The organism is Paracnuella aquatica (assembly GCF_003332885.2).
In the GTDB taxonomy this organism is placed as follows: Bacteria; Bacteroidota; Bacteroidia; order Chitinophagales; family Chitinophagaceae; genus Flavisolibacter; species Flavisolibacter aquaticus.
The window spans coordinates 154,087-169,760 of the sequence record NZ_QOWJ01000003.1 but is presented as its reverse complement, the minus strand read 5'-3'; the positions used below and the strand labels follow the sequence as shown (position 1 = coordinate 169,760).

The window sequence follows — 15,674 nt, the reverse complement described above, 5'->3', positions numbered from 1 at the left end:
GATTAAGAGAAGATTTGGTTGATTAAACTTCTTTGCAAAGCCAAAGAACAATTCAGCTTGCCTATTATTTGGTCACTTGTGTTACTCAACTTCTCAAGGGTTCTAGCAATTCTATTTTGTTCTTCAATTTCTGGAATAGCTACCGTGAATTTGCTTAATTCTTCCTTCGTAATAGTCTTGATAGTAGCCCCTCTCGCACTTTTCTCCTTTTCTTCGAATAATCGAAATAAAATATGTGCAAAGAATATTTGATTAATTTCAATCAGATATTTAGTGAAAATCAACACTGTCCTATCAACATAAGCATCATATTGTGTGATAGCCAATCTACCTATTGACCCTTGGATAGATATTATCAATGAACCTTCAGGAACAAATACACTGTTTTCAGCTGCTTTTTTGCTTATTTTAAACTTAGTTCTTTCTTTTAACCTCATATTGAAATCAATATCATAAACTTGGACAAATGGAAACCCGTTTTTATCATCATACCACTCTGGCAATCCATAAGGTTGAGGGAAACTCCCTCGCCTAAACTCAGCTAATTCTTCTATTTTATATTGTGTCCATTTCGGAGAATGATACTTGTCATGTCTTGTATTTGTAAAAAGCTTCTCAATAAAACACGTCCTAACTAGGTCAAATCCAGATTTCAACTCCTTATCTCTCTCAACTACCTCGTTCACTGCCCAAAGCAATTCAGCCAACTTAGCCTGTTGTTCTTTTGGTGGGAGCAAGAACTCTTGCACTGCTAACGTTTTCCAATTGATAGTTGGTGAGAGTGAGCCTACTGATATGTTAACAGCTCTATGCATGAAGGCGTCGGAATGCAAGAAGAATGGAAACAAATCTGGTTCAATCACTTTTGGATTCGGCCTTAGCACCATAGCATGAGCAGAACAAATGCCTTCAAATGTTGCCAAGGCAGCTTTTCGCTGATAAGCCCTTCTCTTTCCAAAAATGACATCACCAGGATAAACCTTCAGCTTCGTTCCTTCCACGTCACTTGGTGTACCCCAACGCTTAATATAAATCGATTCAGAGTCTAAATGCTCCAGACCGACATACATATCTAAATCTGTTTTCTGTGGTTCCACCCGCTCAGAGATGTTTAAAGCGATTTGGTCAAATCGAAACGTCTGCCAATCGGATTTATCAATCTGTTTTAAATCAAAAGGTGCTTTTATTATAAGTTCTTCTATCATGAATTACTTAATTCGCTTATTAATGATTTGATGTTACTACGCAACTTTATACTCTTATCGTTCCATTCTGCAACTAATTGATCCAATTCTATTTCGTCCTGTTTCTGCTTTACATTGGATACGTATTGTGGAATGTTCAGACTAGCCCTGTTTGATAGCACTTCCTCTATTTCAACTACTTTCGCAAACCCTTCGACGTCTTTAAAATCAGTATAGGCCTTGTGTATCCTTTGTATATGATTTTCATCCAAATAGCTGATTGCTTTTTCGGCCTTCACCTCATTTACAGCATTGATGAACAGTATCTTTCCCTTGCGTTGTTTCGGCTTATTCCTGCGGCATATTAGAAGGCAAGCTTCCATCGGTGAATTATAAAACAGGTTCGGGCCCAGTCCAATCACACATTCCACCATATCGCTCTCAATCATCCTCTTTCGCATTTCCATCTCTGCATCCCGGAACAAAACACCATGCGGCCAAAGAACAATAGACCGTCCATTTGTTCTATCCGTGCTCTTATGAATATGCTGCTGAAAGGCGTAATCGGCTGTTCCTTGTGGCGGCGTACCCCAAAGGTTACGGCCATAAGTGTCGGTGCTCCAGGCTTTCTGGTCCCATGCTTTAATGCTGTACGGCGGATTGGCCAGGATCACATTGAAGGTCTTTAGTTCGTCATTCTCCAAAAAGGCAGGGTTGCTCAGGGTATTGCCCCTCACAATTTGAAAGTCTTCAATGCCGTGCAGGAACATATTCATCCGGGCAATGGAGGAGGTAATGAGGTTGATCTCCTGCCCATAGAGCTTTAACGTTCTGTACTCCTTGCCCGCAGCCTTCAACTGCAAGGCTGCATTCAGCAGCAAACCGCCGGAACCGCAAGTGGGGTCATACACACTCTCTCCCGGCTGCGGGTCGGCTATCAGGGTCATTAGCCGCACCACCGTCCTGTTGGTATAGAATTCGGCAGCCGTATGGCCGCTATCATCAGCAAACTGCTTGATCAGGTATTCGTAAGCATTGCCCAGTTCATCCTGCGGCACATGCGCCAAATCGAGTTTGTGCTGGCTGAAATGCTCAACCAGGTTGATGAGCGTTCCATCGCTCAGGCGGTCTTTGTTTGTCCAGCCGGCGTCTCCAAATACGCCATAGAGCTGTTCGGGATTGGCTTTCTCAATGGCCCGCATAGCAGCCTGCAATGCCTGTCCCACGTTTCGGGTAACCTGCCGCACATCATTCCAATGGGCGTCTTCTGGTATCTGAAAACGGTGGTTCTCGGCAAAAGAGGCATAGTCCAGGTCACCACCGCTTTCCTGCATTGCCTGCTCAAATTCTTCGTCCCACACATCAGAGATGCGCTTGAAGAAAAGCAGCGGGAAGATGAACTGTTTATAATCCCCGGCATCTATGTGCCCACGTAGGAAAGTAGCAGCACCCCAGAGATATCGTTCTAGTTGTTGTAAGGTCATAAGATTATTAACTTAGCATTCGACAAAGTTGATTAAGCACCTTCTTCAGGCAATTCTTTGTTTTCGAATTGCTCTTTAATTAATTGCTGTTTTACCTTTTCTAGTATTTCAAATTCCTTTAACGCACCAGCGACAGCTTCTGATAGAGATTCATAAATACCGAAGATGTTTCTAGATTGCTCGTCCATAAATATCTCGTAGCCTTCATGCGTATCATCATCTAGTTTATGCTCAGTATATTCTATGTTTTCAATTGAAGACCTTATGATTTTAAGTTTACTGGTGAGGCTAGGTAGTATATGGGGATATACTCTAATTACTTTATCTAAAGTCGTCTTTATCAATTTAAACTTGCCATAAATAAATGGCGACATTAATTCAATAGCCTCATAATAATCAAAATCATCTGATGGAGGCAAATGATCTCCAATATCTTCAACAATAGTGTTTAATTCAGTTATAATTTGAATCTTTTCCTTCTCATTCTTAGATAATGTTTCGTTTGCAATAGTTAGAAGTTTTTCATACTTCGAATAATTAAACCTCTTAAGGCTAAGTTCATAGTTCTTCTTTAGGTCATCGAGTTTTTTAGTTTCATTAGCAAACTGTTGCCATGCTGCACTCGACTTCAAATCGAACTCCTTTAAAGCTAGGTCAAACTGTTTTCCTTTTAAATCTAACTCAGCCTGTGCTTTTTGCAACTCTTTTCGTTTCGAATAAAAGGTAATTAGCCCTCCTATTAGTGCTGCTACAAAAGCGCCGACTGCTGTTATCCATGGTGATGAAAAGTTGGTTTGTATAGGAGCTTGACTTAAGATCTCGACCTTTATTGGACTTGTATCATTCTTCATCGCTGTTAACATACTATCGATGATTATTAGTCTTAATGAATCTGGTGGCATAGTTGCTTATGATTGAATATTCAATATCTGTTTTATACAAATTCTGGCGCAGATACATTCTCAATATTCAGTATTGCCTGAAACCTTTCCCTTATTAACTGCTTACGCTTTTCGATAAACTCCGGGAATCCCTTCAAGTCCAATGAGAGATCTAATGGAATGAAGTGTTGAGCCTTATAATTCGCCAGCACAGTTACATTCGAACAATTCTTGTTCAGCCAATCCTTTATCGGTGTTGCGCTCTTTTCTACATTCTCGACCGCTTCAATCAGCTGAAGGTTTGCCAAGGTGTTGAAGTGCCTATAATAAATGTCGTACTGTTCTTCCTCAATGCCTTCCATTCTCAGCTTCTTGTTGGTGAAGAATGATTTCGGATGAATGTGGTCTTGGTGGTATTGAAAGGTCATGTTCAACCCATCGTACAAAAGCGACAATGCAGCAAAAGCGAATGCACTTCCATACTGCACATTGAGTAAATTATCAATGTCGTCCACTGTAAAGATTATGCTTTTTACATGTCCTCTGTACTGATCTATTATCCTTTCTAATGGGAATGCGCCGATGTTCTCATTCACTAACCTACGCAGCACCGGATAGATGTTATCAGGCGTACCGCCAAAGGTCTTTTTAAGAATTACCCTTAATAGCCATTCTTTCACTCTGCGGCGGTCCTCCGCTGCATGAGAACTTGACAGATAAGTTTCGTCGTGGTTATTCTTATATAAGTAATAGGCGATCGGAATTACTGCATTTGAAGTCGTAAGATTATCCCTGTTGAAACCAAAACGGGCAATCAGTTTAATCGCATTACGAATGGCGCCAGAAATAGCCGGCCAACTGCTTTCAATCTTAAGCATGTTTTCACGACTAAAGTTGTCCACTTTAAACTTGATGTCATTGAAGTCACCAAGCACAAGACACGATTTCAGGACAAAATCCTTATTGAAAGAAAAGCCCGAACCAATGGTATTGATTTCATCAACAAAACCGTGGATAACCTCTCTTGCATCAAGTTCGGCCCATTGTGCAGTTGCAATTGATAGCAAGAGGTCGGAATAACTGAGCTTCGTACCACCACTGTTGATTCGAATAAATATCTGCAATACTTTATCTAACTCTTCGCCCTGTTCCAGGTAATAACTTAATGTGCCTTTTTGGTGAACAACGTTGAAGAGTGTTGTTAGTGCGTTGGAAGCAAATTCAATTTGGTTCTGATCATATTTGGAAGCATCTATTAATCCATTCTTCATAAGGTACATCCACGACTGATTTAAATCCTTAAACTCTAATATCTCACCAACAGGAAACCAAAATCCCAACTTCGAATTCACTTCACCATCTGTTAAGAATTGAAAATCATATTCCATCTCTAGATCGTTGGATGGAGAAAGTAAGTTCAAGTAAAGCTTCTTCTTTGGAAAAGCATGCGGGCTGTCCCATTTGTAATAAGGAAGCTTTTCTGCATAGGAACCCTTCAGGCCGATATAGATGGAAGTGAGGCGTTGCTGGCCATCAAGAACTGCAATGACATCTTCTTCGTCAGGCAAGTCAGCCTTTTTGTTGTGTCGCTGGTTCTTTTCGTGGTAGTCTTTTAGAAACTCGTAGAATTGAAAGTCTTTAATCTTTTGCTTCTGCACATTCCAGAAGAGAAACGTGCTGATTGGGTAATCCCGCATGATGGAATCAAACAACGTTTCGATTTGATCTGCACCCCAGACAAACTCCCGCTGTATGGAAGGCAGTACATATTTACGTTTCTGGATGGCATTTATAGCCTCTTTTATTGTAATGGGAATTTGATAAGCCATGTTAGTTCTAGTTTATTAGTTTGAATTCTCTCAAAAGTGTCTTAAAGCGATCTTCTGCCTTCCAGGCTTCTTTAGCAGCCTGCTCTAGTTGAGCAAGTGCATCTTCCATGGTAGGAAGATTGTCCTCGGCTTGTTTTTCTATGTAAAGAGGAATATTCAGATTGAAGTCTTTTACTTCAATTTCATTAAGTGGAACAAGCTTACAATGATTTGTGACATCAAAACCCTCCTTATACCATTGAAATATCTGATCTACATGCTGCTTTTCCAGATAGTTTTGTGCACGTCCCACTCGAACCTGGCCGGAAGCATCAATAAATAGTACATGGCCCTTTCTAACTTCTTCTTTTCGCGACCGGAATACCATTACACATGCTGCCAAGCCGGTACCGTAAAAGATGTTAGGCCCCAGGCCGATGACAGCTTCGAGTAAATCCTGTCTGATCAAATGCTCCCTGATCTTTCCCTCTGCGCCCTTGCGAAATAAGGCACCGTGTGGCAATACAACTGCCATCCGGCCTGTATCAGGTTTCATAGATCGGATCATGTGCTGCACCCAAGCCATGTCTGCATTGCCGGCCGGTGGCACTCCTGCAAAGTTTCGTCCGTAAGGATCAGCCGTCCATGCCTCAATTCCCCACTCTTTTAATGAAAAGGGAGGGTTAGCTATAACACAGTCAAACTGCCTAAGACGGTCATTGTGGAGAAATGCAGGGTTGCGTAAAGTATCGCCACGCACAATCTGAAAATCCTCGATGCCATGTAAAAACATGTTCATTCTGGCAATCGTAGACGTTGTAAGGTTTTTCTCTTGTCCGAACATCTTAAGGGTCCGAAAGTCTTTACCCGCCTCCTTTAGATGATCTATACACTCAAGCAGCATACCGCCAGTGCCGCAAGCAGGATCATAAATAGCCTCTCCTTCTTGTGCGTCAATCAAAAGTCCCAGCAAGTGCACAACGGATCTTGGCGTATAGAATTCCCCAGCCTTCTTGTTGGTTAAATCGGCAAATTGCTTGATCAAGTATTCATATGCCTGACCTAATATGTCCGGCTCAACCGCTGAATTAGAAAGGCTGTATTGAGAAAAGTGTTCAATTAGGTTAATCAATAGCGAGTCAGGGAGCTTTTCTTTGTTTGTCCAGGGAGCATCACCAAAAATGCCGTACAGCAAGTCTGGGTTGGCCTTTTCAATAGACCGGAAAGCATTTTGCAGCGATTGGCCTACGTTTACTGTTACCTCCCGTACATTATTCCAGTGGCTGCCGGAAGGAATTACAAACCGGTGTAATTCGGCTAGACTTGCATAATCCACGTCATTTCCCGATTCATCCAATGCTTGTTGGAATTCTTCATCATATACGTCTGAAATACGTTTGAAGAAAAGGAGCGGGAAGATGAAAACCTTGAAATCAGCAGCGTCTACCGGCCCCTTTAGGATCCAAGCCGCTTTCGCTAGGTATTGTTCTAATTTACCAAGGGTCAATTTCTGCATTCTTCAGTTAGTTATGGCGAGCAATGTACAAAACAAGGACGTGTTTCTAATAACCTCATCAAATTAAGGATTATTGATTATTATCAGATAAAATCAATTCATGCATTACTATTTAGCCTTCGTAACTGAATATTTAGTAAATTCGCCCTAGCTTTCCCAGCATACTAATAATAGCTCCCAGCAAACATTCCCAGTAGCATTTTATAGATAAACTAAACAGAAACTCCCGTTTCCAAGTCATTCGTTTATCAATTAAACCTAAGGTTATTGCCTTTTGATGCTACATATAATTGCTTAAACAGTGGGGATAAAAAGACCGCAACCCCTGAATTCCTAAGACACCCTCAACTGGTGGTGCCAGTGGAATTATGCCGTTTCGCACAGTCAAATGGGCTTATTAAGTCATTTGACCTGTTCCTGCACATGAAAATGTACAGCGACGGCAAGATGCATATTACATCACCCGCACTTAAACAAATAAGAGCGGACCTCAGGTTAAAGGACGATAGAACATTCGACAAGCATATTGAAAAGCTACGTGCATTAAATTGGGTCGGATATAATCCTGCATCAGGATATTATTTCATTCGTGGTTTTCACTATATCCGCCTGATTCATAAAATAAACAACCGACAAGGTGTAATCTTTAATGCATTCAATCTCAATAATATTAAGGTTTTTGTTTACGGTGTGCTGATCTCAGCGATCGTAATCGGCCAGTTTCACAGCGCTGAAAAAGACGCAAAGAGAAAGTCCAGGACCGCAACGACATATGGTGGCGTTGCCAAACAATCCAATAGACTATCTCATTCAAATTTGCCCTACTTCGGTGTTAGCAATGCTGGAATTGGTGCTGCACTTAACTGCAGCACAACGCTTGCCTGTAATATGAAAAGGAAGGCAGAAGAAGCTGGGATGATCAAAACAAGGAAGCAATTCCATTTATTAGATCGAATCAAAGAGCCAGATTATAAGCTGAGAAGCTATCTATACGAGCAATATCCTAAGTTGATTGGCAGGATTCGTTTTTTAGGCAAATCAAACAGGGAAGAACGTTGGATAGAGGTTCTTCAGCAATTACATGACGAGATCATACCCAAGCTGCATTTCAAAGCAATGGCTAAGTTTGCTAAACTGAAGATTCCAGAAACGCTAGCCAACGTCCGTTCATTGCTTTTAGGCGAAATAAGGGGAAGGCAAGCTTTGGAAAGACTGTTGAAGGTCAAGAGAGGCGGGTAAACGGTGGGTCCAGGGCTTCACCACCACCTGACTAAGTTTCACCTTTTTGCAAGCAGAAATTGCTGCATAGGACCCCTCTTGCCCCAACCTTTGCGAAGTCAAGCTGAAGCTTATTAATTTGTTATCTTGATAAATTGGGTTAATAAGAACGCAGCTAGGGAGAGGAAATACGCCCAGCTGCCGACCATTTTCAGGCTAGCTTCTCTGCAAGTTTTGTCATTTCTTCACAAACTTTCAAATCAGTAATCAACGCATACATAGAAGTCATTCTTATGCTTTTATGACCCAGCATCTTGGATATAGATTCTATTGAAATGCCATTTCCAAGTGCTACCGTTGTTGCGAATGTCCTTCTTCCGGCATGACTGGTAAGCTCTTTATCAATACCACAAACGGTAGCTACCTCCTTTAGATATGCATTAAACTTCTGATTACTCATGACAGGCAGAAGGCCTTGGTTCTTACCCTGCCCTACCCCATATTTAGCCAGAAGCTTTTGTGGCTGAGGCAACAAAGGGATCATGGAAATAGATTTAGTCTTTTGCCGTTTCAGATAAAGCCAGGGTTTCCCATCGACACCTTCAATTATATGAACCGGCTTTAGCTGTTGCATATCAGTAAAGGCAAGTCCAGTGTAACATTGAAATAAAAACATATCCTTTACTATTTCCAGCCGGCGAATAGCGCATGCTTTCCGCTCTAATAAAGCCAATTCAGTGGAGGTTAAATAGGTTCGTTCAATGTCTTTATAACCCATTTTAAATGCGTCGAACGGCTGCTTGTCAATAAGGCCTTGTTCTTTCGCATAGTTCATGACCCGTTTAAGATTTCTGCAATATTTAGCTACGGTGTTGTGCTGTATTCTTTGTTCGATGAGTAAGAATTCGGAAAATCTGATAATGAAACGTTGATCGAGCTTGTCCACTATTACAGCCTGCTTTTGAAAATGGTGTTGTATAAAATCCTGCACTTTCCCTTTTAAGCACTTGTACTTCTTAAGTGTTTCTTTGGACCGGTCTACCTCAGTACGCTTTTGGAAGTCTTGGATGAACTGATCGAGTAATTTAATTAGGGGCAAGCTCTGGCGCCGATTAAATAGAGCTTCCATACAGGTTTCAAAATCCATCCGTCCTTCAAGTTCTAACTGATTTGTGACCTTAAGCACGTTGGCCCTGAATGCCTGCATATATGCCCAAACGGTTTTATGGTATTCGTCGGTTAACCGAACACCTTTTTCAATTTTACCCCAATCCCTAACCGAAAGTTGAAATCCTGTGGCAACTTGCTTGCGTTGCTTTTTCCAGGTGAGGCGAATGATTAATGGACATACTTGCTGTTGGTTTTGCTTTGCCTTGTTTAGGCAGAAAAGCACATGTAAATGCTGGGACATACCGCTAGTTTTAAGCTGATAAAAAGGTTTGAAAATGGGTCCCTCGAAGAAGAGAAAGTGGGTCCCTTAAAAGTCCCTTTAAGCGGTATTTTGGAGGGTTTTTGGGCGAAAACAAAAAGCGCTAATAAATTGATAATCAATTCATTAGCGCCTCTTCAGTGATCCGGCTGGGACTCGAACCCAGGGCCCATACATTAAAAGTGTATTGCTCTACCAACTGAGCTACCAGATCATCCCGTTTTCGTCGTTGGGAGTGCAAAGATAGGGAGGCACCTTTTTCAGGCCAAAATTTTTTGAAATAATTTTTTCATCCCATTCATTGTGAATAGTTTTTAAGTGTTTTGCCGCACCAAAAGAACGGCATTTTTAAAGTAGGTTTGCGCATCTAATTTGTTGTCATGTCCTCTTTTTTTGAAAATAAAGTAGTAGCCGTTACCGGTGGTTCCGATGGCATTGGCAGGGCGCTGGTGGGCCTGCTCCTGTCCAAAGGTGCACGGGTGGCTACCTGTGGCCGCAACCACGATAAGTTGTACCACCTGCAATCCGAATACCCATCATCGCCACTGCACACCGTAGTGGCCGACATCAGTGCAGAAAACGACTGCCGGCATTTTATACAGTCCACCATCAAAATGTTTGGCGGCATTGATGTCCTCATCAACAATGCAGGCATTTCCATGCGGGCCCTGTTGGAAGATTCTACCAACGATGTATTGCGGCAGGTAATGGACGTCAACTTTTTTGGCGCTGCGTATTGCACCCGCTTTGCACTTGATTCCATCATCCAACGCAAGGGCACCATTGTAGGCATCTCCTCCATTGCGGGTTACCGTGGCCTGCCCGGCCGCACTGCATACTCGGCATCCAAGTTTGCCCTGCAGGGCTGGCTCGAGGCACTGCGTACCGAAATGGTAGACCACGACGTGCATGTAATGTGGGTGTCGCCCGGATTTGTCACCTCCAACATCCGTAAGGTGGCGCTCAACGCCGAAGGCAAGCCCGAAGCAGAAAGCCTGATGAATGAAGGAAAAATGATGACACCCGAAGCAGCAGCCAAAGCAGTGGTGCGGGCCATTGAGCACAAACGCCGCAGCATCGTGATGTCGTTCACCGGCAAGCAAACGGTTTTTTTAAACCGCTTTTTTCCCGCCCTTGCCGACAAGCTGGTGCACCGGTTTTATTTTAAAGATGGGAAACTGATTAAGTAGGTGAAAGATTATTGATTAATGATTAACAATTATTGAAATAACTACGCACTCATCATCAATAATCATTAATCAATAATACCGGGCACATCGGCCCGTTGCACTACTTATAATCTTGTGCAATCCCTGAAACCGCCTTGCAGCAACGCTTTGCGGGCCTTATCAACAACGCGGGGCGTTTACAACTAAAAAAAACATCTTTGCAGAACAATCTGCACGCAACCAGCACACAGTAACTGCTACAATTTTTTGTATCATCTATGCCCTTAGTCACGCTTACATCCGACATTGGCAGCCAGGATTACCTGGTTGGCGCCGTCAAGGGCAGGTTGCTGCGCATCAACCCCGAGTTCAACATCATCGATATTTCGCATAGCCTTTCGCCGTTCAATTATCCGCAGGCAGCATATGTGTGCCGCAGTGCCATCCGCAATTTTCCGGAGTACACTTTTCATATTGTGCTCATCAACCTATTCGAGTCGAAACCCGACCAGTTGCTGTTTGCCTTTCACCGCGATCAGTATGTGATCTGTGCCGACAATGGCCTGCTCAGCATGATCCTCGAAGACAAGCCCGACATCGTGATTGGCGTACCGCTTGATAAATCGGCCATCAAGAACACTTTATATTGTATTGACGTGGCCGCTAAAGCCATCACCCAACTGGCCAACGGCGAACCGGTGGAACGCATTGGCATACCCGATACAGAGTACCAGGAAAAAAATCCGCTGCGGCCCATGCTCGGCGAAAACTGGATCGAAGGCCAGATCATTTTTATCGACAACTTCGAAAACGTGGTGGTCAACATTACGCAGGAGCAGTTTGAGCAGCAGCGCAAAGGGCGCCGGTTTAAGATCGTGTTCAAACGCGATGAAGTGATCGAACGCATCAGCGGCTCTTATGCCGATGTGCCGCAGGGCGAAAAGCTGGTACTGTTCAACAGCGCCGGTTATATGGAAATTGCCATCAACAAAGGCAATGCCGCCGGCCTCTTTGGTCTCCGCGGCTACAACGAAGCCACACAAGCCAGCACCATGCTGCACAACCGCCTGTTTTACCAAACGGTAAAAGTGTTTTTCGAGTAAGGATTATTTTCTCCACTATTTATAAAGCATCAAGGCATTAAATCTTATGAGGCAACAGGTAATTGCTGAACAATGATCTGCTGCCGTTCACCACAGTACCACCACGGCTTAATCAAGGCGTTATCCCGAAATCAGGCTGTCATTTGATTTCGGGCCTGCTTTTTTGTTACTTTTTTGCAGGAGCAAAAAAGTAAAAGTATAAACAGTAGCCATGTGATAAATAAGGCCCCATGACACTATTTATCAAAGCCACAACGCATTAAATAGACCTACGCTTATATAAACACTACCCTTCTTCCTTAAAAGATCATTTACCCACCTCTTCCACTCCCCTCACCACCTGTTGCGTCGCACACTTGTACCTCCGCATCGCTGTGCAGCATTTTTTAACATCTCCGCAAAAACAAACTTCCGTACAAAAGAAGCAACTTCGGCCTAAGTTCCCGCTCAAGGGGGCAGGGGTGCGGCTTTTCCCTATTTTTGCCCCGCCCTGATTGCAGGCGTTTAAAATTATTACCACCAGTATGAACTTTAGAAAAGTGAACAACATAACCGGATGGGTTGTGTTTCTTATTGCCTCGTTGGTGTACATCTTCACTACCGAAGCCCGGGGTTCCTTTTGGGATACCGGCGAATTCATCGCCTCGGCCTACAAACTGCAACTGCCCCACCCTCCCGGCGCACCGCTGTTTGTACTCATTGGCCGCCTGTTCATTGTGCTGTTTGGCAACGATCCCATGACCGCCGCCAAAGCCGTGAACGTGATGAGTGCACTGGCTTCTTCTTTTACCATCCTGTTCCTGTTCTGGACCATCACCCACTTTGCCCGCAAACTGGTGGTAGGCAACCTCGATGAGCCCGACATGACCAAAACCTGGACCATCATGGCCGCAGGTGCCGTAGGTGCATTGGCTTATACTTTCTCTGACTCATTTTGGTACTCGGCTGTGGAAGGCGAAGTGTATGCGCTGTCTTCCTTTTTTACCGCGCTGGTATTTTGGGCCATGCTTAAATGGGAACGTGCCGACGACCTGGCCGGCAACAGCGCCCTGCTGCGGGCCCGCGCCGACCGCTGGATCATCTTTATCTTCTTTATGATGGGCCTTTCCATTGGGGTGCACTTATTGAACCTCCTCACCATCCCGGCCATTGTAATGATCTATTATTACAAGCGCTATAACTATACCCGCAACGGCGCCATCTGGGCATTCATCATCGGCTGCCTCATCACCGGCGTGGTGCAGGTTGTGGCTATTCAATACTCCATCAAGTGGGCCGGTAAGTTCGATATCTGGGCGGTAAATGGTTTTGGCCTGCCGTTCTTTTCGGGCTTTATCTTCTTCTTTGTGTTGCTGGGCGTGCTCGTTTGGTTGGGCATGCGCTACGCAAACAAAAACGGCTACGGCTTTTTGCGCCTTGGTCTTTGGTGCTTTGTGTTCCTGATGGCGGGCTACTCTACCTACATCACCACCATGCAGCGTTCGGCGGCCAACCCGGCCATCGACATGAACAACGTGGACAACCCCATGAGCTTGGTGTACTACCTGGGCCGCGAACAGTATGGCTCACAGCCACTGCTGTATGGTCCGCATTTCGAAGCCGATTATGTGGATGAAAACGGCGACGGCTACATCGACTTCGATGAAGGCGAAATGAAATACACCAAGGGCAAGGACAAATACATTGAAATTGGTAAAGACTCGGAACCCAAATATGAAAGCGGCGACAAGCAATTGTTTGTTCGCGTTTGGGACCGCAGCAACGACCAGGGCCACAAAGATTTTTATGCCGACTGGCTGAACCTGGGCCGCACACAGGACCCCAACACCGGCCAAACAAAGTATGAAGACCCCACCTACGCCGATAACATCAACTGGTTTGTATCGTACCAGATGGGCTTTATGTACTGGCGCTACTTTATGTGGAACTTTGCCGGTAAACAAAACGACATCCAGGGCTTTGGCAACAAACGCGATGGCAACTGGATCACCGGTATTGGCGCCATCGACAATCCGCGCCTGGGCAGCCAGGCCCAAATGCCCGACAGCCTGAAAGCCAATAAGGCCAACAACAAGCTGTACATGATTCCATTCATCCTGGGTGTGCTGGGTTGCATTTATCATTTTCTCCGCGACCGTAAAGACTGGATCGTTTCGTTCCTGCTGTTTTTCTTCACCGGCCTCGCCATTGTGCTGTACCTCAACCAGGCGGGCAACCAGCCACGCGAACGGGACTACGCTTTTGTAGGTTCGTTCTATGCATTTGCCATCTGGATTGGGCTGGCTGTGGTAGCCGTTGTGGATCTTGCCCGTTTTTCGTTTAAAGAAAAACTGGTGCAGCAAACCCTGTTGGGTGGTGCATCAATCACCTTCCTCATTACACTTTTGAGTGGCATTTACGGCACTGGCATTTTTCTGCCGTCGGTGATTGCAGCGGTGTTGTTTGTGCTGTTTTCAGCCATTGCCATCGCCATTACACGGGCCGCATCCAAAGGCACCAACCTGCGCCTGGCTACCATCATTGCTTTTGCGCTGTGTATGATTGCCCCGGTGCTGATGGCCCAACAGGAATGGGACGACCACGACCGCAGCCAGAAAACACTGGCGCCGGATATGGCCCGCAACTACCTGGAGGCACTGTCGCCCAATGCCATCGTATTTACCTTTGGTGATAACGACACGTACCCGCTCTGGTATGCACAGGAAGTGGAAGGCGTCCGCCCCGATATCCGCATCATCAACACTTCGTTGCTGGGCATCGACTGGTACATCAACCAGCTGCGCTATAAGGTAAACGAAAGCGCCCCGATTGACGTGATCTGGACGCCGGAGCAAATTGAAGGACACAAACGCGAATACCTGCGTTACCAGCAGGCAGGCAGCAAGGATAATTTTTACGACCTGTACGATGTAATGAAAAACGTACTGGGCCAGGGCGACAACGTAAACTCGTTCCCCGTAAAACGTTTTATTGTACCGGTTGATGAAGCTGCGGTGCGCAAATCGGGACTGATCAATGCCAACGACACCACGTTTGCACAAATGGCATTTGAGATCCCTGAAAACCGCAACGACCTTACCCGCTCCGACCTGATCGTGTTCAACATCATTGCCTCCAATGCACAGGCCGGCTGGAACCGTCCCATTTATTTTACCAACCCATACGGTGAGCTGGGCTTTGGCCAATACCTGCGCAAGGAAGGCCTGAGCTACCGCCTGGTGCCGGTGCAAAACAGGTTTCCGCAACAAAACTGGGTGATTGACAAAGCCCTCCGCGAAGCCCGCATGGGCGGCACCGCCATCCGCGACAACAACATGGACGTGATGTACAAAGCCGTGATGGAGCAGTTCCGAACCGGCGGCGCCGATAAGCCCGGTGTGTACTTCGACGAGGAAAACCGCCGCCACCTGCTTTCGGTGCGGGCTACCTACGCCGAAGCTGCGGGCAACCTGGCTGATATTGGCCGCAAGGAAGACGGGCTGAAAGTGCTGCAGCAGTCAGATAAAATGATTGATCCGCAGAACCTGCCGTATGCACAGGCATCGCGGTACAACCAGCACAACCAAACCGGCATGATCATGCTGGAGGCTGCTTATAAAACTGGCAACACCGAGTTGGCCAATAAGCTGAAAGCCGCCATCAGCAAGGACCTGAAGGACCAGAAGGCTTACTACGATTACCTGAAGCAGGAAGGCGACAGCATGTTCCGCTCCATGGAGCAGGAAGCGCTGATCAACGACCTGATGACACAGGTGTTTGAAACGCTGGTGAAAAGCTATGAGCAAAAGCAACCGGTAAATGAATTTCCGGAAGGCGCTGCCCCGGCCCCGGCCGACAGCACCAACAGGTAATTTTTTTAAATGATAGTTTACAAAAGGCAGG

General features: G+C 45.1%; 10 protein-coding genes and 1 tRNA gene. 4 read left to right on the top strand and 7 right to left on the bottom strand.

The features are described from left to right. Positions 1–2: 2 nt before the first annotated feature. The 5 genes from DRJ53_RS21400 to DRJ53_RS06995 form a co-directional block, all read right to left on the bottom strand. Complete coding sequence (locus DRJ53_RS21400; RefSeq protein WP_162303824.1) at positions 3–1,205, bottom strand: restriction endonuclease subunit S; 1,203 nt, start codon at positions 1,203–1,205, stop codon at positions 3–5. Further along, a complete protein-coding gene (locus DRJ53_RS07010) occupies positions 1,202–2,668 on the bottom strand; it encodes a type I restriction-modification system subunit M (protein ID WP_114234902.1) in 1,467 nt (488 codons plus the stop codon). Before DRJ53_RS07010 ends, DRJ53_RS21400 begins: the two co-directional genes overlap by 4 nt. Positions 2,669–2,700: 32 nt before the next feature. Further along, complete coding sequence (locus DRJ53_RS07005; protein ID WP_123893412.1) at positions 2,701–3,531, bottom strand: hypothetical protein; 831 nt, start codon at positions 3,529–3,531, stop codon at positions 2,701–2,703. 71 nt (positions 3,532–3,602) lie between these two features. Beyond that, complete coding sequence (locus tag DRJ53_RS07000; RefSeq protein WP_114234900.1) at positions 3,603–5,378, bottom strand: DUF262 domain-containing protein; 1,776 nt, start codon at positions 5,376–5,378, stop codon at positions 3,603–3,605. A gap of 7 nt (positions 5,379–5,385) precedes the next feature. Continuing rightward, on the bottom strand, positions 5,386–6,873 hold the full coding sequence (locus DRJ53_RS06995; RefSeq protein WP_114234899.1) for a type I restriction-modification system subunit M: 1,488 nt from the start codon (positions 6,871–6,873) through the stop codon (positions 5,386–5,388). 267 nt (positions 6,874–7,140) lie between these two features. On the opposite strand from DRJ53_RS06995, the gene DRJ53_RS06990 reads away from it, so the two are divergent. Then, positions 7,141–8,112 (top strand): hypothetical protein, encoded by a 972-nt coding sequence (locus DRJ53_RS06990; protein ID WP_114234898.1) that lies wholly within the window; start codon positions 7,141–7,143, stop codon positions 8,110–8,112. Positions 8,113–8,302: 190 nt separating this feature from the next. Here DRJ53_RS06990 and DRJ53_RS06985 read toward each other — a convergent pair whose 3' ends face one another. Next, complete coding sequence (locus tag DRJ53_RS06985) at positions 8,303–9,502, bottom strand: site-specific integrase (RefSeq protein ID WP_114234897.1); 1,200 nt, start codon at positions 9,500–9,502, stop codon at positions 8,303–8,305. Positions 9,503–9,661: 159 nt separating this feature from the next. After that, positions 9,662–9,734 (bottom strand) — tRNA-Lys (locus tag DRJ53_RS06980). 166 nt (positions 9,735–9,900) lie between these two features. Here DRJ53_RS06980 and DRJ53_RS06975 point away from each other — a divergent pair. The 3 genes from DRJ53_RS06975 (at position 9,901) to DRJ53_RS06965 (ending at position 15,643) form a co-directional block, all read left to right on the top strand. Further along, complete coding sequence (locus tag DRJ53_RS06975; RefSeq protein WP_114234896.1) at positions 9,901–10,710, top strand: SDR family oxidoreductase; 810 nt, start codon at positions 9,901–9,903, stop codon at positions 10,708–10,710. A 257-nt stretch (positions 10,711–10,967) separates the two neighbouring features. Continuing rightward, positions 10,968–11,792, top strand: coding sequence for an SAM hydrolase/SAM-dependent halogenase family protein (locus tag DRJ53_RS06970; protein ID WP_114234895.1), 825 nt, complete (start codon positions 10,968–10,970; stop codon positions 11,790–11,792). A gap of 524 nt (positions 11,793–12,316) precedes the next feature. Further along, positions 12,317–15,643: a glycosyltransferase family 117 protein gene (locus tag DRJ53_RS06965; RefSeq protein ID WP_114235046.1), complete on the top strand. Its 3,327-nt coding sequence runs from the start codon at positions 12,317–12,319 to the stop codon at positions 15,641–15,643. The last annotated feature ends 31 nt before the right edge of the window (positions 15,644–15,674 follow it).